Raw genomic sequence first — 17,600 nt, 5'->3', positions numbered from 1 at the left:
TGCATTGCGGCCATGCAAAAGCGTCTGTTCAATTCCTGAGCAGCGATGCCTATTTACGCGTCATCGAAACGAATGATCCAACGAAATGGAGGACTACCATGAACCCGATCCGCGCTTTCCGTAACTGGCGCATGTACAACGAAACCGTGCGCGAACTGAACCGGCTGAATGCTCGTCAGCTCAACGACCTCGGCATCACCCGCGGCGACATCGAGAGAATCGCCCGCCAGGGGCTTTGATCTCGAGCACGATCCCACCCGAAGACCGGGCGCTGCTTTTCCGCAACGCCGAGCCGCGGTTCGGGATCACGTCTTAGAAGCCAGAGCCGTAGCAGACGGATTTCCGTCGCCGGTTCCGAGCCCGCCCGACCTTGGTCTGGCGGGCTTTGTCTTTTTGAAGCTTCGATTGCATGGCGTCATGTGCCGACCCTTCGCGGTCTGCTGGTCGCGCTGCCATGCCGTGCTTGACGCGCCTTCCAAAAACATTGCGAAACGGCGAGCGAGCGGTTATATAGACCGCGATTATCCCATTTTGGTGGCTCTAAACCACCGCCCGCGCGGGAACGCGGGCGAACGAGAAGGATTTTTGTAATGGCCAATACGCTGCTGATGCCAAAGGCGACCGCCGTCTGGCTGGTTGACAACACAGCGCTTTCTTTCGAGCAGATCGCGCAGTTCTGCGGACTGCATCCGCTTGAGGTCAAGGCGATCGCCGACGGCGAGTCGGCGCAAGGCATCAAGGGCATGGACCCGATCATGACCGGCCAGCTCACTCGCGACGAGATCGCGCGCGCCGAGAAGGACCCGAACCACCGGTTGAAGCTCTCCGATCCCAAGGTGCGGGTGCCGGAATCCAAGCGCAAGGGTCCGCGCTACACGCCGCTGTCGAAGCGCCAGGACCGGCCCAACGCCATCCTCTGGCTGGTGCGCAATCATCCCGAGCTCAAGGATGCGCAGATTGCCCGCCTTGTCGGCACGACGAAGTCGACGATCGACCAGATCCGCGACAGAAAGCACTGGAACTCGGCCAATCTCCAGCCGATGGATCCGGTGACGCTCGGCCTGACGTCGCAGATCGACCTCGACATGGAAATCAACCGTGCTTCGCGCGGCCGCGAGCAGGCGCAGCCGGTCGGCGATACGCTGCTGCCGGCCGCCTTGACCGAACGGCTGGTGCCGGCGCCGGAAAAACCAAAGGACGAGGACCGCGAACTCGACGCCAACGCCGTCTTCGCCAAGCTTTCGGCGCTGAAGTCGAAGGACAAGGATACGGACGAAGAGGAATAGAGGTCTCGCATCCAAAACAAAAAGCCCGCTTTCAAGCGGGCTTTTTTGCGATCTTCCGTGTCAGCTTCGCGCTGCCCGGTCCGGCGCCATGCCATAATCCTCGCTGCGCTCCACCGCGCGATAGAAATCGGCGAGCTGTTTGCCGCGCTCCGGCTTGAAGGTGCGGCCGGCGATCACCACCGAAGCGATGCGGTCGATGCGGAAGGCGCGGAAATCGCCGCGCATCTCGCACCAGGCGACCAAGGTCCACACCTTGCCCCAGAACCACAGGCCGAGCGGGCGGATATCGCGCGCTGTGCTGCGGCCGGCCTCATCCGAATAGTCGATGGTCAGCACCTGGCGTTTCTCGATGGAGCGCTCGATCAGGTCGATGGCTTCGCGGGCGGCATCGCTTACCACCCACATCGGCGTGTGGATCTCGGTACGGGCGATGCGGTCCTTTTCGGCGTCGGGCAACACGGCGCCTATCTTGACCAGCGCCTCGTCGGCGGCTCGCGCCATGGCCGCGCCGCCAAAGGCGCGCACCATGCGGGCGCCGGCGACCAGCGCGACGATCTCGTCACGCGTGAACATCAACGGCGGAAGGTCGAAACCCTCCCTCATCATGTAGCCGACACCGGCCTCGCCGTCGATCGGCACACCGGTCGACTGCAGGTCGGCGATGTCGCGATAGATCGTCCGCTCGGAAACCTCGAGCCACGTGCCCAGCTTCTGGGCAGTGACCAGACGGCCACCACGCAGATGCTGCACGATCTGGAAGAGCCTGTCGGCGCGGCGCATCGTATGGTCCCTCGGCGTCTATCGTTCCAGCCCTTCGCGCTTGCGCTGCGCGGCGACGAATGCCGCGCCGAAGGACAGTTTCCTCGTTGTCGGCGTGCTTGCATCGAGCATCCGCCAGAACGGCGCAATGTCGCTCAGCGCCATGCCACGCTCAAGATCCTCGTTGGCGGCCTCGGCGACGGTGCGCAGATGATAGCCGATGGTGACCGGACATGTCACCTCGGCACCGTGCTCGATGCCGAGAGCGGTGCGCAAAGCGCGGATATCCATGTCCATGCCTTCGGGGATGGAGCGGATGAATGCATCGACCTGGCGAGCTGTAGGAACCAGCATTGGCTGGCCTTCGACGACGTCACCGATGGTGCGCGGCGACGGTTTTTTGCCGTTGATGCCAGGCGTGTTCAGCCTGTCGTTCCAGCTTTTCATCGATCGTCCTCTCGGCCATCCGGCTCCGGCGGCCATCGCACTATGGCACGAGCCTCCTGACACCATACTGTCAGGAGGCTTCAGCATGTCCATTTCAGCTCGTCGCCAGGTCGCATCCAAACGCCACGCAGAAAGCTTGCCTCAATTGCCGCCATTGCGGCGGTCGCCATACATGTCCGGCCAACCAATATCCTTGCGGATGTCCGCCGGCAGGGTATTCATGAACCGCTGGGTGCGGATCTCATTGCGCATCGTCCGGATCTTGCCGACATAATGCTGCATGCTACGCAGAATGGTAAAACCGTTCATTGCTGGTCTCCTCTCTTTCGATGCAGGCACTATCGCACACCCCTGCTGACAGCAGTCTGTCAGGAGGGTGCAGCTCTCGTGACCGGCATCCCGATTTGTCCACCGACCTGATCAGGCAGTGCCGAAAAAGAGCCTGCCGCAGTGGAAAGACGGCGATCGCGGAGCCGCTTTGACAGCCAGCCGCGATGCTGATCAAAGGCGGCATGTCGAAACTTCTCGCGCTCGTCATCATCGCCATGATGGTCATCCAGCTCATCAAGCCGCTCGGCTGGCCCGGGCTGAAGCGGCGCAGCGATTTCTGGAAGCTGGCGCTGCTGGCGATGGCGGCGATTTCGATTACGGCGGTGCTCGGGCACTGGACGTAGTGCCGGCGGCCCCGCTACGCGACGCCCGGTTCGTTGGCGACCACCAGGCTGACCAGATGTTCCGCCCAGGCTCGGTAGCCGGCTTCCGAAGCATGAAATCCATCCGATGCGAAGCCGGCATCGGCATCGGTGATCGGCAGGCGGGGCGCCGGTATGGCGCCGCGCTCGAGGCAAAGGCGCTCGCCCATCCGGTTCATTTCGGCGGCGCGGATTTCGAGGATGTTGCCGAGCAGCGGCGGCATTGCCGGCGCCCGGGTGAACTCCAGCACCGGCGACCATACGACGCGCGCCTCCGGCCATTTGGCGCGCAGCGCGTAGAGCAGGCCGCCAAACTCGCGCTTGAAGCGCGGTACCGAATGAAAATTCTTGGTGTCGTTGGTGCCGATCGCCAGCACGATATGCGTCCACGGATCGGCCGATAGATTGGGCAGCACATGATCGCGGATCTGGCCAGAGGTTGCCGAGTTGAAGCCGGCCGCCCGCCAGCGCACGGTGCGGCCGGTGCGTTGCGCAATCAGAACCGCCAGTTGCGCGGCCAATCCGTTTTCGGAATTGCCGATGCCTACCGAGGCGGCGGAGGAATCGCCAAGCACCAGAACCGAGATTGCTGGCGCCACGCCAGATATCTCGTGCATGACCGGACCTTGTGCCGGCAGCATGCGGGTGGTGCGGCGACGCACGCCAAGTCCTTGCCAGACATAGACCGGAAAGGCGAGCCAGGTGAGAAGGGTCGGAATGCGCCGCATGGCAAGTCCCTTTTAGGGCATAGCGAACAGCACTTAGCGCATGTTGCACTGAAGGTGAACGACCTTGCAGCGACACCCTTGTCGCCTCAATGGCAACCGTCATGCGTCCCGGATTGGTCTTCGTACTCGTCATGCAGCCGCACCCAGTCGCCGAGGCTATGATGCGGGCCAGTTTCGTTGCGGCCTTTCGGCGTCAGGTCGAGATAGTGATAGGCGCCGATCAGCGGATCGCCGCCTCGGGAGCGCGAGATGAAAGTCAGGAAGATGTCGCCTTTCTCGTCGCGATAGAACACGCTGGTGCCGGGAAGGTCTTTCGATCTCCGCGCGCGCCGCTCGAAATTGTAGGTCGTGTCGCCGGCCGCGATCTGCTTGTCCGTGAATGACACCTGCATATCGAAGTTGAAGTCCGAGGCGTAGGACGACACCCAGTCGAATTTCCAGCCCATGCGCTGCTTGTAAGGCAGCAATTCGGCCAATGGCGCCCGTGCTACCACGACAAGTGAGACGTCGTGGTGCCTGAGATGCTGGTTGGCGCCGTCGATATGATCGGCAAGGAATGAGCAGCCTTCGCAGCGATAATCGGCGCCCGGCCCGAACATGAAATGGTAGACGATCAGCTGGCTGCTGCCGCCAAACAGGTCAGGCAGTTTCTTTGGCCCTTGCTCGGTCTCGAAGACGTAGTCCTTGCGGATCTTCAGCCACGGCAATTCGCGGCGTTCGGCGGCGACGCGGTCGCGAAAGCGCGTCAATTCCTTTTCGCGCGCCAGATGCGCCTTGTGCGCCTGAAACCACTCTTCCTGCGATACGGTCTTGTTGTTTGGCATCGGTCTGCTCCTCTTTTCACGGAGGACGTTCGGCCGCGAGGAATGCCGACACCGAGCTGCATTTCAGTTGCAAGAAATTGCAGGCCTTGCTGCTTTCAAACAAAAACCCGGGCACGTGGCCCGGGTCGAGAGAAACGCAAGATGTTTTCGGTCAGGCGGCTTGCTCAAGCGTCGGCTGCCATTGTCCAAGCGCTGCCAGATGGTTCATGTGGGCGCGATGGGCGAAGGCGGCCTGCGCGGCGGCGACATTCGCCGCCTTACCGCTCCAGGCCTTCTGCGGAGCGGCCTGCAAGGCGCGGCCATAGGAAAAGGTCAGCTTCCAGGGATGCGGGCCGATGGCGTTGATGGCATTGAGGTTGGCGGTCGCCTCCTCGTCCGATTGTCCCCCTGACAGGAAGGCGATGCCTCCGATCGCGGCCGGCACCGTCTCGCGGAACAGTTTTATGGTCTTTTCGGCGACTTCCTCCGGGCTGCTGACCTTGCCCGATTTCTTGCCGGCGAGGACCATGTTCGGTTTCAGGATGGTGCCTTCGAGCACGACGCGGGCCGCATAGAGCTCGGTGTACAACTTTGTAAGTGTCGCCTTGCTGATCTCGTAGCACGTGTCGATGTTGTGGGCGCCGTCCATCAGCACCTCCGGCTCGACGATTGGCACGATGCCGGCTTCCTGGCAAAGCGCGGCGTAACGGGCGAGCGCATGGGCGTTCGAGCCGATCGACGTGGCGGAAGGCACGCCCTTGGCAACATCGATGTCGATCACCGCGCGCCATTTGGCGAAGCGGGCGCCAAGCTTGTAATAATCGGCGAGGCGTTCGCGCAGGCCGTCCAGGCCTTCGGTGATGGTGTCGCCGGGAAAGCCCGCTAGCGGTTTGGCGCCGGCGTCGACCTTGATGCCGGGGATAGCGCCTGATGCCTTGATGATGTCGACCAGCGGTGTGCCGTCGGCGGCCCTCTGGTGAATGGTCTCGTCGTAGAGGATGACGCCGGAAATGTACTTGGTCATTGCATCGCTGGCGCGGAACATCATCTCGCGATAGTCGCGGCGGCTGTCGGCGGTCGACTCGACGCCGATGACGTCGAAGCGCTTCTTGATGGTGCCGGAGCTCTCGTCGGCAGCCAGCAGGCCCTTGCCATTGGCCACCATCGCGGCGGCAATGTCCTCGAGACGTTCGCTCATCGTGCTTCTCCTGAAAGAATTGATCCGCGCCCAGCAGACCACCAGAGCAACGCAGGTTCAAGTCGAACCATTTCGCCGGAGAAGCGCGAATCGATTGAAAGTCGCGGGCGCACTCCTTCGCACTGCTATTGCTGCCGCAGTTAGCGCTTCAAGACGTCGACGCCGGGCAAGGGCTTGCCTTCCATCCATTCGAGGAAAGCGCCGCCGGCCGTCGAGACATAAGTAAAATCGTCGCTGACGCCGGCATGGTTGAGCGCCGCCACCGTGTCGCCGCCGCCAGCGACCGAGACCAGTCTGCCGGCCTTGGTGCGCGCTGCCGCGTGCCTGGCCGTCGCCACCGTTGCATGGTCGAACGGCTCGATCTCGAAGGCGCCGAGCGGCCCGTTCCAGACCAGCGTCGCGGCACGGTCGATCCATTCGGCAATGGTTTTCACGGTCTTTGCGCCGACGTCGAGGATCATGCCGTCGGCCGGCACGTCTGCTATGGCGACGGTCTCGTTGGTGGCGCCGGCCTTGAACTCCCTGGCGACAACGCCGTCGGCGGGCAGGATGATGGCGCAGCCGGCCTCGGCCGCCTCGATCATGATCTGCTTGGCGGTGGTCGCGAGATCATGCTCGCACAAGGATTTCCCGACGTCGGTGCCGCGTGCCGCGAGAAACGTGTTGGCCATCCCGCCGCCGATGACCAGCGCGTCGACCTTCTTCACCAGATTCATCAACAGGTCGATCTTGGTCGAGACCTTGGCCCCGCCGACGATGGCGACAACCGGACGGACGGGATTGCCAAGACCCTTTTCCAACGCGTCGAGCTCGGTCTGCATGGTACGGCCGGCGAAGGCCGGCAGCACATGCGCCAGCCCTTCCGTCGACGAGTGGGCGCGGTGCGCAGCGGAGAAGGCGTCGTTGACGAAAATGTCGCCGTTGGCGGCGAGCTTTTCGGTGAAGGCCGGGTCGTTCTGCTCCTCGCCCCTATGGAAGCGGGTGTTCTCGAGCAGCAGTACGTCACCGCTGTCCATGGCGGCGACGGCGCTCGCCGCCTTGTCGCCGATGCAGTCGGCGGCAAAGCCAACCGGACGGCCGAGCACGTCAGCCGTCGCCTTGGCGATCGGCCCGAGCGAGAATTCCAACGCCGGTCCATCCTTGGGCCGGCCGAAATGGGCAAGCAGGATCACCTTGGCGCCCTTGCCGGAGAGCTCGGTGATAGTCGGCGCAATTCGCTCGATGCGGGTGGCATCGGTGACCTTGCCCTCGGTGATGGGAACGTTGAGGTCGACACGCACCAGCACACGCTTGCCGCTGATATTGCCGATGTCGTCCAGTGTCTTGAAGCCGGCCATGCTGATCCCTTTCACGAAAAATCGCGGGGACCTTACCCCGCATCGACGACGATGCAAGACCTGCCTAACGGTTCACGGAAAATATGATTCACGTGTCGAGGACGAAGTGCCCACGGGGAGCGAGATGGGGCAGCAATGGCGCGAAACGCACCGACATATGGCTTACCGATTGCGCACCACGATGCATGCGCCGCCCACACTGTGCAGTTTCTGGCAAATATCGTCGGCCTTGGCTTTGGTGTCGGCGCCGATCCGCACCGCATAGATGCCGCGCCTGCCGATCGGTGTGCGCACCCGGCTGACCACCGGATCGCGACCGCTGAGCAAGGCTGGAAACCGGCGCTTCACGTTGCTCCACTGATTGAGCGCCGCGGCCCGGCGGAAATTGCCGGCCACCTGCACGCCCCACGGCTTGATGTTGATCGACGACATCGGCACGGTTCTGGACATGATCACCGGCAGCTCGCGGCAAGCGGCAGAGAAACTCGCCTTCTTGTCGAGCGGCCGGATGACGCCGGCATACGCGGCATCGGTGAACTTGTCGGCCGGCTCGCCCATGACGTCCAAAACGTAGCTTTCGGTCTCCATCGGCAGGAAGCCGCCGGAATTCAGCCAGCGCGTCACCCGGCTCTCGCCGGCATTGTAGGCTGCGGCGGCGAGGCCGAGATTGCCGAAACCGGATTTCATTTCGGCGAGGTATTTTGCCGAGGCCGGGATCGCCTGTTCGATGTCGAAGGAATTGGCGAGCCCGCGCATCTTGGCGGTACCCGGCATGAATTGGGCGATACCCTCCGCGCCGACGGGGCTGACCGCATTGGGATCGAAACGGCTTTCCTTCCAGATCAGCCGGGCAAAGAAATCCCTGGGCAGGCCGTTCTGGTCGGCATGCGTCTCGATAAGATCGCAAACGCGATCGATCAGCTTCTGCTTGGCGGGCCGCGGCGGATCGGCCTGGACGGCTGTCGCCCAGCCCAGCCCGCAAATGACAACCAGCGTCGCCCCAAGCAAACGCCGCATCGAACTACTCCGCCGCGGCTTTGCCGTGTTGCCCAAACCGCCGTTCGATGTAGTCGGAAACCATTTTCTCGAAATCCGCGGCGATAGACGGGCCGCGCAGCGTCGCCGCCTTCTTGCCGTCGACGAACACCGGGGCGGTCGGCGTCTCACCGGTGCCGGGCAGCGAAATGCCGATATCGGCATGTTTGGATTCGCCCGGACCGTTGACGATGCAACCCATCACCGCGACCTTGAGGTTCTCGACGCCGGGATATTGTTCGCGCCACACCGGCATGTTCTTGCGCAGGTCGGCCTGAATGTTCTGGGCAAGCTCCTGGAACACGGTCGAGGTCGTGCGGCCGCAGCCCGGGCAGGCGGCGACGATCGGCACGAACTGCCGGAAGCCCATGGTCTGCAACAGCTCCTGCGATACCTGCACCTCGCGCGTGCGGTCGCCGTTCGGCTCCGGCGTCAGCGAGATGCGGATGGTGTCGCCGATGCCTTGCTGGAGCAGGATGCCCATGGCGGCGGACGAGGCGACGATGCCTTTCGAGCCCATGCCCGCCTCCGTCAAGCCGAGGTGCAGCGCATGGTCGGAACGGGTGGCAAGCTCGGTGTAGACGGCGATCAGATCCTGCACGCCGCTGACCTTGGCCGATAGGATGATTTTCTCGCGGGCAAGGCCAATCTCTTCGGCCATTTCGGCCGACAGGATCGCCGACTGCAGGATTGCCTCGCGCGTCACTTCCTGCGCGGTAAGCGGAAAGCCCTGGGCCTGGTTGTCGTCCATCAGCCGGGTCAGCAGTTCCTGGTCGAGCGAGCCCCAGTTGACGCCGATGCGCACCGGTTTGTCGTATCGGATCGCCATCTCGACGATCGCCGCGAACTGCCGGTCTTTCTTGTCCTTGAATCCGACATTGCCGGGGTTGATACGGTATTTGGCCAGTGCCTCGGCGCAGGCCGGATGATCGGCCAGGAGCTTGTGGCCGATATAATGGAAATCGCCGACCAGCGGCACGTCGATGCCGAGCCGTTCCAGCCGCTCGCGGATGGCCGGTACGGCGGCAGCGCTTTCGTCGCGATCGACGGTTATGCGCACGATCTCGGAGCCGGCGCGATGCAGCGCCGCCACCTGCGCGACCGTCTGGTCGACATCGGCCGTGTCGGTGTTGGTCATCGACTGAACGACGACCGGCGCGCCGCCACCGACCATCACGCCGCCGACATCGACACCGACCGACCTGCGGCGTGGGAAGGGTGAGGAAAAATATCCGGTCATGCCGGCTGCCTTTAATCTTGAAGGTCCGGGCATGAGGTGGAGGAGCAAAGATGGCTTGTCAATGGCGACTGGCGCGCAGACCTGGCAAATCGGTAATGACAAGACGGCAGCTTGCCGCAAATCCACGAGTGTTTCCGGCAGCATAGCGATGCCACCGGAAAGATCGCGCGCCGGGCGGCGCTGCTAGTCCTGGAAGGGCTTCAGTGCGTCGTCGGTTTCGCCTTCAGTTTTTCAATCTCGTCCTTGAGCGCCAGCTTGCGCCGCTTGAGATTCACGATTTCGAGGTCGTCTACCGATGGATGGGTCATCGCATCGTCGATTTCCCGTTCGATGTCGCCGTGTTTCCGCTGCAGCTCATCAAGATGGGATGCAAGAGACATGATTGGTTCTCCCTTTCATGGTTTCCTCGATTGCAGCCGCCAGGGGCGCGTCCACCGCAGGCTCGCTTTCTGTGACGGCATAATGACAGTCTGCCACCATCGAGCACCGATGTCGAATGCTGCGTGGTAGCATTCCACGACAATATGAAATGTGGTATGGGCTGCGCGCCGGTGCAAGAAGACCCGGTCCCGCCCAATCAGGCCCATAGTTTGGGCGCCGCAGACGTGCAGACGGTAAAAATGTCCGATCAGGAACAGGCAGATATCCGCCTTGAATATTCCCGGCTGAAGCAGGAACACGCCGATTTCGACGCGGCCATCAATGCGATGATCGCCGTGAATTGCGACCCGCTGCAGATCCAGCGCATGAAGAAAAAGAAGCTTTTCCTGAAGGACAGGCTGATGGCGCTGGAAGACAAGATCATTCCAGACATTATTGCTTGAACGAACGCCGGCGCCGGCCTGTTGGAAGGCGACCTATGCCGCGATCGAAAGCCGTGCGGCGCGCTCGCGCAACAGCGCTATCAGATCGTCGGTCTTTACGGGCGAGGTATCGATGGGAACCACCAGGCACATCGTCGCCTCGACCCTGCCCGGCGCTGAAAAGACCGGCGCGGCCAGGCATTTTGTGTAGGCATCGACAAGGCCGGAGGTGACGCAGTAGCCGGCCGATTTGGCGACGGCGATGTCGGCTATGAAGTCGTCGAGCCGCAACCTGCGGCCGTCCGGCAGTACGAGATCGTCTTCCGAGACCATATCCTCGATCGCCGCCCTGTCGAAGCCGGCGAGGAGCAGCCGCCCGGACGCTGTCCAGGGAAGCGGTATTTGCAGACCCGTCGCCGAGCTGATCCTGAATGGCCTCGTTCCCGGGCTTGAATGGACGATGGTGTAGCGGCCGCTCTGCAACATGCACAACTCCGAGGTCTCGCCGGTCTCGCGCGACAAATGGTCGACTTCCTGGCGCCCTTGCCTGAGCAGGTCGTTGCCCCGTACATAGTCCATTCCGTAGAGATAAAGCTTCTTTCCGAAATAGACCCGATTGCCGTCTCCGGCCATCTCCAGCAGGCCAGCGTCGACCAGTGAGCGCACAAGCGTGTAAGTCGTCGAACGCGGCGCGTTCACCCCCTTGGCAAGATCGCCAATGCCGATTGCGCGCTGGGTCGCGTGAAGAAACTCCAGAATCTGCAGGACCCGGTTGAGGCCCTTCTCCCGGGAACCCGAATTCTTGTCCTCGTCCAGACCGACGTCCGATCGAGCGGCCAAGGCATTGCCATCTTGCATTATCGATTCCTGATGTTAATCTGTCTTGTACAGAGTACAGCAGTCTCTTGTAAGGGACAATGATGCCAGTTGCAACCGATGCTGTATTGCTGGTCCAAAGGGGAACACAACACGAGAGGAGGTCGTCGTGAACGACACATCCAAAAGGCGTGAATTTCTGAAACTGGGAATGGCCGGGCTTGCAACGGCCGGAGTGATGAGCGTCGCTACCGCGGTCGACGTTCGGAAAGCGGCGGCCCAGGCAGCGCCCGACAGCCTGCTGCGCACCGTTCTCGAGCGCGGCAAGGTGATCGTCGGCACCGGCAGCACCAACGCGCCCTGGCACTTCGAGAACGACGCCGGCGAACTGGTCGGCATGGACATCACCATGGGTCGCATTCTCGCCAAGGGGCTTTTCGACGATCCGACCAAAGTGGAATTCGTCATGCAGGATCCGGCTCAGCGCATTCCAAACGTGACCACCAACAAGGTCGACATCACCATCCAGTTCATGACCATGACCGCCCAGCGCTCGCAGCTGATCCACTTCTCCCGGCCCTACTACGTCGAAGGCATCGCCTTGCTGACCCTTCCGAACGCCGAAAACAAGACCTTCGACAAGCTGCTTGCCGGCGGTTCGGCGACCCGGATTTCCATCCTGCAAAACGTCGATGCCGAGGCAAACGTGCATATCGTCCTGCCGGAGTCGCAGGTGATGCAGATAGACACGCAGGCCAATGTGCTGCAGGCACTGGAATCGAAGCGAGTCGACGCCGCCGCGGTCGATCTGTCAACGGTGCGCTGGCTCGCCTCGCGCAATCCGGATAAGTACTTCGATGCCGGCAAGAGCTGGTTCTCGATGCTTTATGGTGCTGCGCTGCGGCAGGGCGACCTCGACTGGCTGACCTTCGTCAACCAGACCTTCACCATCGCCATGTTCGGCCATGAAACGGCACTCTACGACGCTGCGTTCAAGGATTATTTCGGACAGGAGCCGCCGGCGCGCCATCCCGGTTTCCCGGTCATCTGATGCAAGCAGGCGGAAGGACAACGTCCTTCCGCCTTCTCTCATCACAGCCCTCCATGACGAGGACGCATGGGTTATACCCTCAACTTCAACCTGATCTGGCGGCATTTCGACAAGCTCTGGGGCGGACTGCTGCTAAGCCTCGAACTGGCCGTCATCTCGATCGCGATCGGCATCGTCATCGGGCTCGTTCTGGCGGTCTGGTACGTGTCGGCCGGACGTGCGGTGCGGACCATCATCGCGGGCTATGTCGAGTTCATCCGCAACGTGCCGCTGATCCTGCTCGTCTATCTGGTCTTCTACGGCTTGCCGACGGTGGTCGACATTGCCTACAGCGCGCAAACCTCATTCATTGCCACGCTGTCGCTCTACAGCGGCGCCTACCTGGTCGAGGTGTTTCGCTCGGGGCTCGAGGCGGTGCCGCGCGGGCAGCTCGACGCCGGCAAGGCAATCGGCCTGACGCCATGGCAAAGGCTGCTCCATGTGCGCCTGCCGACGATGCTGCGCATAACCCTGCCGGCGCTTTCCAACACATTCATATCGCTCTTCAAGGATACGTCCGTGGCGTCGGTCATCTCGGTACCTGAACTCACCTATGGCGCCCAGTGGATCAACTTCAACACGTTCCGCATTGTCGAGGTCTATCTGGTGGTGACTGCGATGTACCTGTTGACCGGCTACGCGCTGCTTTTCGCGCTGCGGCTGGTCGAGCGCCGGTTCAAGGCGGCGCGCTGACATGCTGAGCCAGATCATCTACGCCTTGCCGTTCCTCGCCGAAGGCTTTGCCGTAACCTTGTGGGTGTCGCTGCTGGTCGTGGTGTTATCGCTCATCGCCGGCGTGCTGATGGGCGTCGGCCTTGTCTACGGTCCGGCTCCGCTGCGCTGGGCAGTGCGCATCTTCAGCGACACCATACGCGGCATTCCGATCCTGGTGCTGATCTTCTTCGTCTATTACGGCCTGCCCGCGGTGGGGCTGCATCTGGAATCCTTTTGGGCGGCCGTACTCGCCCTCACCCTGTTCAAGACCGCACAGGTCGTCGAATATTTACGCGGCGCCGTCGGCTCGATTCCCAAGGGTCAGTCCGAGGCGGCGATGGCGATCGGACTGACCTTTCGCCAGCGGCTGGCCTACGTCATTTTTCCGCAGGCGTTCAGGCGCTTCCTGCCACCCTGGATCAATGGCGTCACCGACGCGGTGAAGGGCAGCGCGCTGGTCTCGCTGCTCGGCATCACCGACCTCATGCAGGCGATCAACCAGGTCATCGGCCGCACCTATGAGGCGATGCCGCTCTACATTCTCGGCGCGCTCGTCTACTTCGCCGTCAACTACGCCCTCTCCTTGGCCAGCCGGCGCCTGGAGCGGCGTTTCTCCTTCATCCGGGAATAGCAAGATGTCCAACGCCTCGCACCAGAATCCGGCACTTCTCGATGTCACCGAGGTTTCCAAAGCCTTTGGATCCGTCGAGGTCCTGCGCTCCGTCAGCCTGCAGGTGACACGCGGCGAGGTGGTGACGGTCATCGGCCCCTCCGGCAGCGGCAAGACCACGCTGCTGCGCTGCGTCAACTTCCTGGAGAGCTACGACAGCGGCTCGATCCGTATCGATGGCAAGGAGGTCGGCTATCGCGAGACGGGAACACACCAGCGACGCAGCGAGCGCGACCTGGCTGCGATGCGAGCCGAGACCGGAATGGTGTTCCAGAGCTTCAATCTGTTCCCGCATTTGACTGCGGCCGGCAACATCATGCTTGGCCTGCGCAAGGTGCGCGGCAAGAGCAATGCCGAGGCCCGCACCATTGCCGAGCACTGGCTCGGCCGGGTCGGCCTCGCCCACAAAGCCGACAGTCTGCCGGCCGAGCTTTCCGGCGGCCAGCAGCAGCGCGTCGGCATCGCCCGCGCCGTGGCGATGGAGCCGAAGATATTGCTTCTCGACGAGATAACTTCGGCGCTCGACCCCGAACTGGTTGGCGAGGTGCTCGAGGTCGTGCGCAGCCTCGCCGAAGACGGCATGACGATGCTGATGGTCACGCATGAAATGGCTTTTGCGCGCGACGCATCGAGCCGCATCGTTTTCATGGCGGATGGCGGCGTCAGCGCCGTCGGACCACCCGCCGAGATTCTGGCGGCGGGGTTCGACAATGAACGCCTTCGCAGTTTCCTGGCGCGGTTTCGCGCCTCGCATTTTTGACATCGGACGGCGAAAGCTGTCGCAAGGAGCTTTTATGACGCCTTACATCCGGCTCGCGGAATTGGGCCTGACACTGCCCGAGCCGCCGAAGCCCATCGCCAACTTCGTCACTTATGCCGAGAGCGGACGGCTGATCTTCCTCTCCGGCCAGGGGCCGTTGCGCGCCGATGGCGCGCTCTGCACCGGCAAGGTCGGCGAGGATGTCAGCGTGGAGGAGGCCTATGATCATGCCCGTCTGACCGGCCTGAACCTGCTCGCCGTCATGCATGCGGCGGCCGGCGACCTCGGCCGCATCGTGCGCGTCGTCAAGCTGCTTGGCTTTGTCAATGCGACGCCGACATTCAGCGAGCACCCCAAGGTGGTCAATGGCTGTTCCGATCTTTTCGCCGCCGTCTTTGATACGCTTGGCGGACACGCCCGTTCGGCAATCGGTGTCGGCTCGCTGCCGGGCAACATCACAGTTGAAATCGAGGCGGTCGTCGAGATCGCCGCCTGAAATCTTTCGAAACAGGATCTACAGAGATGACGACCTATGCCGCTGACCGTTCCAACACGACAATCCGCGAACGGCTTGGCCTTCGCCCGATTATCAATGTTTCCGGCACGATGACGGCGCTCGGCGCTTCGATCATCGTACCGGAAGCAATTGCTGCAATGTCGGAAATCGCCTCGCAATGGGTCGAGATGGACGATCTGCAGCGCGCCGCAAGTATTGTGATTGCACGCCTCACCGGCGGCGAGGCCGGCTTCATCACCGCGTGCTGCGCCAGCGGCATAACCATGGCGATTGCCGGGGCGATGACCGGAACCAGCCTTCTTGCGATCGAGCGGCTGCCGGACGACACCGAGGGCCTCAAATCGGAGGTCATCGTCCAGCTTGGCCATATCGTCAATTATGGCGCGCCGATCGACCAGTCGATCCGGCTTGCCGGAGCCAAGGCAGTGCCTGCCGGCACGGTCAGCGTCACCCAGGATTATCATGTTGCCGACGCGATCCGGGACCGGACGGCGGCAGCCCTCTACGTCGTTGCGCACCACACCGTGCAATACGGCATGCTCTCGCTCGAGGAGTTCTGCGAGATTTGCCACGCCAGGGGCGTGCCGGTGATCGTCGACGCCGCCTCGGAATACGATTTGCGCGGCTTTCTGGCGCGCGGCGCCGACATTGTCGTCTACAGCGGGCACAAATTTCTCTCAGGGCCGACAAGCGGCATCGTGGCCGGCCGCAAGGATCTGGTGCGGGCCGCCTATCTGCAGAATCGTGGCGTCGCGCGCGCCATGAAGGTCGGCAAGGAGAGCATTGCCGGCACCATGGCGGCCCTGGAAGCCTGGGAACGGCGCGACCATGCCGGCATCCGCCGGCGGGAAGAAGCCGCACTGCATCTGTGGCAAACCGCATTGCAGGGCCTGCCCGGCATCGCAGCAAACATCATTCCCGATCCGACCGGAAATCCTCTCGACCGCCTGCAGGTGTTTGTTGCGCCCGAAAGCCGGTTCACCGCAGCCGGGCTGGCCTCGGCACTGGCGGCGGGCTCGCCACCCGTCATCGTTCGCAACCACGAGGTCGAGCGCGGTCACTTCTTCCTTGATCCGTGCAATCTCCATGCCGGCGAGGCGGAGATCGTCGCCGAACGCCTGCGGGCTATATTGAGCGCTGCCGATCGGCCCGCGGATGCGATGAAACCCGCTCGCAAGCAGTCCGCCGGCGCGTTGCGCTGGCCTGACTAGCCACGACGGCTCACCTGGCCTCCTTCTCCAGTCCGGCTTCGCCAACCACCCGCCGCACCATCACGGCACTGTGAATGACTGCCTTGTCCTCGAACGGGAATAAACCACCTCCTTCGCAGGTCTCCCAAGCAGACGCCATTTCCGGCGTTGCAGGAGACCGGTATGACCCACCACCACGACAATGAAGCTGACGGCATCAGCCGCCGTCATGCACTGGAATGCATGATCTGGGCCGGCACGGGAGTGCTGTGGACCATTTCGGCCGGCGTGCCGGTTTCGCTCAGCCTGCTCGGCGCGGCGCAAGCCGCCGAGGCCTTGGCCACCGGCTTCACTTTCCTCCAGATCTCCGACAGCCACATCGGCTTCGACAAGGCTGCCAACCCGCACGCTATCGACACGCTGAAGGAGGCCATGGGCAAGATCCAGGCGCTGCCGCAAAAGCCCGCTTTCATGATCCACACCGGCGACATCACCCATCTGTCGAAGGCCGCTCAGTTCGACAACGCTGCCCAGATCATCGGCGGCGCAGGCTTCGACGTGCATTATGTGCCAGGTGAGCACGACCTGATCGATGACGGCAATGGCCAGGCCTATCTCGACCGCTACGGCAAGGGCACCAAGGGCGCCGGCTGGTATTCGTTCGACCAGAACGGCGTCCATTTCATTGGGCTTGTCAACGTCGTCAACCTGAAGGCTGGCGGGCTCGGCAATCTCGGCGCCGACCAGTTGGCATGGTTGGCCGATGATCTGAAGGCGGTCACCGCCTCGACGCCAATCGTCGTCTTTGCCCACATCCCGCTATGGGCTGTTTATCCCGAATGGGGCTGGGGCACCGACGACGCGGCGCAGGCCTTGGCCCTGCTCAAGCGCTTCGGCTCTGTCACCATACTCAACGGCCATATCCACCAGATCATGCAGAAGGTCGAAGGCAACGTTACCTTTCATACCGCGCGCTCGACCGCTTTCCCGCAACCGGCGCCGGGCACCGCAGCCTCACCCGGGCCGATGACGGTACCTGCCGGCCAGTTGCGCAGCCTGCTCGGCACAAGCAGCGTGACGGTCAAGCAAGGCGGGCAGGACCTCGCCATCATCGACAGCACGCTGGCCTGAGGGGAAATGCAATGATCCGCTTTCCAGCCCGCCTCTTCGTCGTATCCCCTGTCGCGTTCGGTTTGGCGGCGATCCTGATAATGGTTGCTATGCCACTGAACGCAGCAGACCAGCCAATGGTCAAGATCGAGAACTTTGCCTTCACACCGGCGGTGCTGACGGTAAAGCAGGGCACTACCGTGACCTTCGAGAATGACGACGACATCCCGCATCTGGTGGTCGCCAACGATGCCTCGTTTCGCTCCAAGGCGCTTGACACCGGTGACACATATGCCTTCACCTTCACCAAAGTGGGCGACTATGCCTATTTCTGCGGGCTTCACCCGCACATGCAGGGCAGGATCACCGTCGCTCCGTGAGGATGTTCGGAAGGTTCTGCCCGGG

At 62.5% G+C, this 17,600-nt stretch carries 23 protein-coding genes; 12 read left to right on the top strand and 11 right to left on the bottom strand.

Annotated elements, in window-relative coordinates; translation table 11 throughout:
* Positions 1–98 precede the first annotated feature (98 nt).
* The gene (locus NKH13_RS01255) at positions 99–239 is read left to right on the top strand and encodes a DUF1127 domain-containing protein (RefSeq protein WP_352910010.1); all 141 of its coding nucleotides are present in this window, start codon (positions 99–101) and stop codon (positions 237–239) included.
* Positions 240–590: 351 nt separating this feature from the next.
* Positions 591–1,286, top strand: coding sequence for a DUF1013 domain-containing protein (locus NKH13_RS01250; protein WP_352714330.1), 696 nt, complete (start codon positions 591–593; stop codon positions 1,284–1,286).
* A gap of 60 nt (positions 1,287–1,346) precedes the next feature.
* Here NKH13_RS01250 and NKH13_RS01245 read toward each other — a convergent pair whose 3' ends face one another.
* The 3 genes from NKH13_RS01245 to NKH13_RS01235 form a co-directional block, all read right to left on the bottom strand.
* Positions 1,347–2,066, bottom strand: coding sequence for a helix-turn-helix transcriptional regulator (locus NKH13_RS01245; RefSeq protein WP_023678491.1), 720 nt, complete (start codon positions 2,064–2,066; stop codon positions 1,347–1,349).
* Positions 2,067–2,084: 18 nt separating this feature from the next.
* The gene (locus NKH13_RS01240) at positions 2,085–2,492 is read right to left on the bottom strand and encodes a hypothetical protein (RefSeq protein ID WP_352910007.1); all 408 of its coding nucleotides are present in this window, start codon (positions 2,490–2,492) and stop codon (positions 2,085–2,087) included.
* A gap of 141 nt (positions 2,493–2,633) precedes the next feature.
* A complete protein-coding gene (locus NKH13_RS01235) occupies positions 2,634–2,801 on the bottom strand; it encodes a hypothetical protein (RefSeq protein WP_352910005.1) in 168 nt (55 codons plus the stop codon).
* 203 nt (positions 2,802–3,004) lie between these two features.
* On the opposite strand from NKH13_RS01235, the gene NKH13_RS01230 reads away from it, so the two are divergent.
* On the top strand, positions 3,005–3,166 hold the full coding sequence (locus tag NKH13_RS01230) for a hypothetical protein (protein ID WP_008873884.1): 162 nt from the start codon (positions 3,005–3,007) through the stop codon (positions 3,164–3,166).
* 14 nt (positions 3,167–3,180) lie between these two features.
* On the opposite strand, the gene NKH13_RS01225 is transcribed toward NKH13_RS01230, so the two are convergent.
* The 7 genes from NKH13_RS01225 to NKH13_RS01195 form a co-directional block, all read right to left on the bottom strand.
* Positions 3,181–3,912, bottom strand: a complete 732-nt coding sequence (locus NKH13_RS01225; RefSeq protein ID WP_352714334.1) for an SGNH/GDSL hydrolase family protein — start codon at positions 3,910–3,912, stop codon at positions 3,181–3,183.
* Positions 3,913–3,998: 86 nt separating this feature from the next.
* Positions 3,999–4,736 (bottom strand): DUF899 domain-containing protein, encoded by a 738-nt coding sequence (locus tag NKH13_RS01220; RefSeq protein ID WP_352910004.1) that lies wholly within the window; start codon positions 4,734–4,736, stop codon positions 3,999–4,001.
* A 151-nt stretch (positions 4,737–4,887) separates the two neighbouring features.
* Positions 4,888–5,913, bottom strand: coding sequence for a class I fructose-bisphosphate aldolase (locus NKH13_RS01215; protein WP_352714338.1), 1,026 nt, complete (start codon positions 5,911–5,913; stop codon positions 4,888–4,890).
* A gap of 140 nt (positions 5,914–6,053) precedes the next feature.
* Complete coding sequence (locus tag NKH13_RS01210; protein WP_352910002.1) at positions 6,054–7,250, bottom strand: phosphoglycerate kinase; 1,197 nt, start codon at positions 7,248–7,250, stop codon at positions 6,054–6,056.
* 162 nt (positions 7,251–7,412) lie between these two features.
* Positions 7,413–8,267 (bottom strand): lytic transglycosylase domain-containing protein, encoded by an 855-nt coding sequence (locus NKH13_RS01205; protein WP_352910000.1) that lies wholly within the window; start codon positions 8,265–8,267, stop codon positions 7,413–7,415.
* Between the two features lie 4 nt (positions 8,268–8,271).
* The gene (ispG, locus tag NKH13_RS01200) at positions 8,272–9,525 is read right to left on the bottom strand and encodes a flavodoxin-dependent (E)-4-hydroxy-3-methylbut-2-enyl-diphosphate synthase (protein WP_352909998.1); all 1,254 of its coding nucleotides are present in this window, start codon (positions 9,523–9,525) and stop codon (positions 8,272–8,274) included.
* A gap of 200 nt (positions 9,526–9,725) precedes the next feature.
* Positions 9,726–9,905, bottom strand: coding sequence for a YdcH family protein (locus NKH13_RS01195; protein ID WP_023678481.1), 180 nt, complete (start codon positions 9,903–9,905; stop codon positions 9,726–9,728).
* Between the two features lie 240 nt (positions 9,906–10,145).
* On the opposite strand from NKH13_RS01195, the gene NKH13_RS01190 reads away from it, so the two are divergent.
* Positions 10,146–10,349 carry a YdcH family protein gene (locus NKH13_RS01190; protein WP_352465789.1) on the top strand — a complete coding sequence of 68 codons (204 nt, stop codon included), beginning with the start codon at positions 10,146–10,148 and terminating at the stop codon, positions 10,347–10,349.
* 33 nt (positions 10,350–10,382) lie between these two features.
* Here NKH13_RS01190 and NKH13_RS01185 read toward each other — a convergent pair whose 3' ends face one another.
* Entirely contained in the window at positions 10,383–11,186 is an 804-nt protein-coding gene (locus NKH13_RS01185) for an IclR family transcriptional regulator (RefSeq protein WP_352909997.1), read from the bottom strand.
* Positions 11,187–11,313: 127 nt separating this feature from the next.
* Between NKH13_RS01185 and NKH13_RS01180 the strand changes: the two genes are divergently transcribed.
* The 8 genes from NKH13_RS01180 to NKH13_RS01145 all read left to right on the top strand — a co-directional run bounded on the left by NKH13_RS01180 (position 11,314) and on the right by NKH13_RS01145 (position 17,575).
* Positions 11,314–12,195 carry a transporter substrate-binding protein gene (locus NKH13_RS01180; protein WP_352465757.1) on the top strand — a complete coding sequence of 294 codons (882 nt, stop codon included), beginning with the start codon at positions 11,314–11,316 and terminating at the stop codon, positions 12,193–12,195.
* A 66-nt stretch (positions 12,196–12,261) separates the two neighbouring features.
* On the top strand, positions 12,262–12,927 hold the full coding sequence (locus tag NKH13_RS01175; protein ID WP_352714346.1) for an amino acid ABC transporter permease: 666 nt from the start codon (positions 12,262–12,264) through the stop codon (positions 12,925–12,927).
* Position 12,928: 1 nt separating this feature from the next.
* A complete protein-coding gene (locus NKH13_RS01170) occupies positions 12,929–13,579 on the top strand; it encodes an amino acid ABC transporter permease (RefSeq protein WP_292655692.1) in 651 nt (216 codons plus the stop codon).
* A gap of 4 nt (positions 13,580–13,583) precedes the next feature.
* Positions 13,584–14,378, top strand: coding sequence for an amino acid ABC transporter ATP-binding protein (locus NKH13_RS01165; protein WP_352465755.1), 795 nt, complete (start codon positions 13,584–13,586; stop codon positions 14,376–14,378).
* A 34-nt stretch (positions 14,379–14,412) separates the two neighbouring features.
* Positions 14,413–14,874, top strand: a complete 462-nt coding sequence (locus NKH13_RS01160; RefSeq protein WP_292655697.1) for a RidA family protein — start codon at positions 14,413–14,415, stop codon at positions 14,872–14,874.
* Positions 14,875–14,900: 26 nt separating this feature from the next.
* Positions 14,901–16,106, top strand: a complete 1,206-nt coding sequence (locus tag NKH13_RS01155) for an aminotransferase class V-fold PLP-dependent enzyme (RefSeq protein ID WP_352714348.1) — start codon at positions 14,901–14,903, stop codon at positions 16,104–16,106.
* 162 nt (positions 16,107–16,268) lie between these two features.
* On the top strand, positions 16,269–17,216 hold the full coding sequence (locus NKH13_RS01150) for a metallophosphoesterase family protein (protein WP_352714350.1): 948 nt from the start codon (positions 16,269–16,271) through the stop codon (positions 17,214–17,216).
* A gap of 11 nt (positions 17,217–17,227) precedes the next feature.
* Positions 17,228–17,575, top strand: coding sequence for a cupredoxin domain-containing protein (locus NKH13_RS01145; RefSeq protein ID WP_352714352.1), 348 nt, complete (start codon positions 17,228–17,230; stop codon positions 17,573–17,575).
* Positions 17,576–17,600 lie beyond the last annotated feature (25 nt).

This window comes from Mesorhizobium sp. M1348 (genome assembly GCF_040317925.1).
In the GTDB taxonomy this organism is placed as follows: Bacteria; Pseudomonadota; Alphaproteobacteria; order Rhizobiales; family Rhizobiaceae; genus Mesorhizobium.
This window is presented reverse-complemented; position numbering and strand designations above follow the sequence as displayed.

What these genes read in the sequence shown, in the direction of transcription:
- NKH13_RS01245 (WP_023678491.1), bottom strand. Translation starts at nt 2,066, where the DNA reads ATGCGCCGCGCCGACAGGCTCTTCCAGATCGTGCAGCATCTGCGTGGT.
- NKH13_RS01250 (WP_352714330.1), top strand. Translation starts at nt 591, where the DNA reads ATGGCCAATACGCTGCTGATGCCAAAGGCGACCGCCGTCTGGCTGGTT.
- NKH13_RS01175 (WP_352714346.1), top strand. Translation starts at nt 12,262, where the DNA reads ATGGGTTATACCCTCAACTTCAACCTGATCTGGCGGCATTTCGACAAG.
- NKH13_RS01230 (WP_008873884.1), top strand. Translation starts at nt 3,005, where the DNA reads ATGTCGAAACTTCTCGCGCTCGTCATCATCGCCATGATGGTCATCCAG.
- NKH13_RS01170 (WP_292655692.1), top strand. Translation starts at nt 12,929, where the DNA reads ATGCTGAGCCAGATCATCTACGCCTTGCCGTTCCTCGCCGAAGGCTTT.
- NKH13_RS01240 (WP_352910007.1), bottom strand. Translation starts at nt 2,492, where the DNA reads ATGAAAAGCTGGAACGACAGGCTGAACACGCCTGGCATCAACGGCAAA.
- NKH13_RS01145 (WP_352714352.1), top strand. Translation starts at nt 17,228, where the DNA reads ATGATCCGCTTTCCAGCCCGCCTCTTCGTCGTATCCCCTGTCGCGTTC.
- NKH13_RS01205 (WP_352910000.1), bottom strand. Translation starts at nt 8,267, where the DNA reads ATGCGGCGTTTGCTTGGGGCGACGCTGGTTGTCATTTGCGGGCTGGGC.
- NKH13_RS01190 (WP_352465789.1), top strand. Translation starts at nt 10,146, where the DNA reads ATGTCCGATCAGGAACAGGCAGATATCCGCCTTGAATATTCCCGGCTG.
- NKH13_RS01210 (WP_352910002.1), bottom strand. Translation starts at nt 7,250, where the DNA reads ATGGCCGGCTTCAAGACACTGGACGACATCGGCAATATCAGCGGCAAG.
- NKH13_RS01225 (WP_352714334.1), bottom strand. Translation starts at nt 3,912, where the DNA reads ATGCGGCGCATTCCGACCCTTCTCACCTGGCTCGCCTTTCCGGTCTAT.
- NKH13_RS01165 (WP_352465755.1), top strand. Translation starts at nt 13,584, where the DNA reads ATGTCCAACGCCTCGCACCAGAATCCGGCACTTCTCGATGTCACCGAG.
- NKH13_RS01155 (WP_352714348.1), top strand. Translation starts at nt 14,901, where the DNA reads ATGACGACCTATGCCGCTGACCGTTCCAACACGACAATCCGCGAACGG.
- NKH13_RS01255 (WP_352910010.1), top strand. Translation starts at nt 99, where the DNA reads ATGAACCCGATCCGCGCTTTCCGTAACTGGCGCATGTACAACGAAACC.
- NKH13_RS01220 (WP_352910004.1), bottom strand. Translation starts at nt 4,736, where the DNA reads ATGCCAAACAACAAGACCGTATCGCAGGAAGAGTGGTTTCAGGCGCAC.
- NKH13_RS01160 (WP_292655697.1), top strand. Translation starts at nt 14,413, where the DNA reads ATGACGCCTTACATCCGGCTCGCGGAATTGGGCCTGACACTGCCCGAG.
- NKH13_RS01185 (WP_352909997.1), bottom strand. Translation starts at nt 11,186, where the DNA reads ATGCAAGATGGCAATGCCTTGGCCGCTCGATCGGACGTCGGTCTGGAC.
- NKH13_RS01195 (WP_023678481.1), bottom strand. Translation starts at nt 9,905, where the DNA reads ATGTCTCTTGCATCCCATCTTGATGAGCTGCAGCGGAAACACGGCGAC.
- NKH13_RS01150 (WP_352714350.1), top strand. Translation starts at nt 16,269, where the DNA reads ATGACCCACCACCACGACAATGAAGCTGACGGCATCAGCCGCCGTCAT.
- ispG (WP_352909998.1), bottom strand. Translation starts at nt 9,525, where the DNA reads ATGACCGGATATTTTTCCTCACCCTTCCCACGCCGCAGGTCGGTCGGT.
- NKH13_RS01235 (WP_352910005.1), bottom strand. Translation starts at nt 2,801, where the DNA reads ATGAACGGTTTTACCATTCTGCGTAGCATGCAGCATTATGTCGGCAAG.
- NKH13_RS01215 (WP_352714338.1), bottom strand. Translation starts at nt 5,913, where the DNA reads ATGAGCGAACGTCTCGAGGACATTGCCGCCGCGATGGTGGCCAATGGC.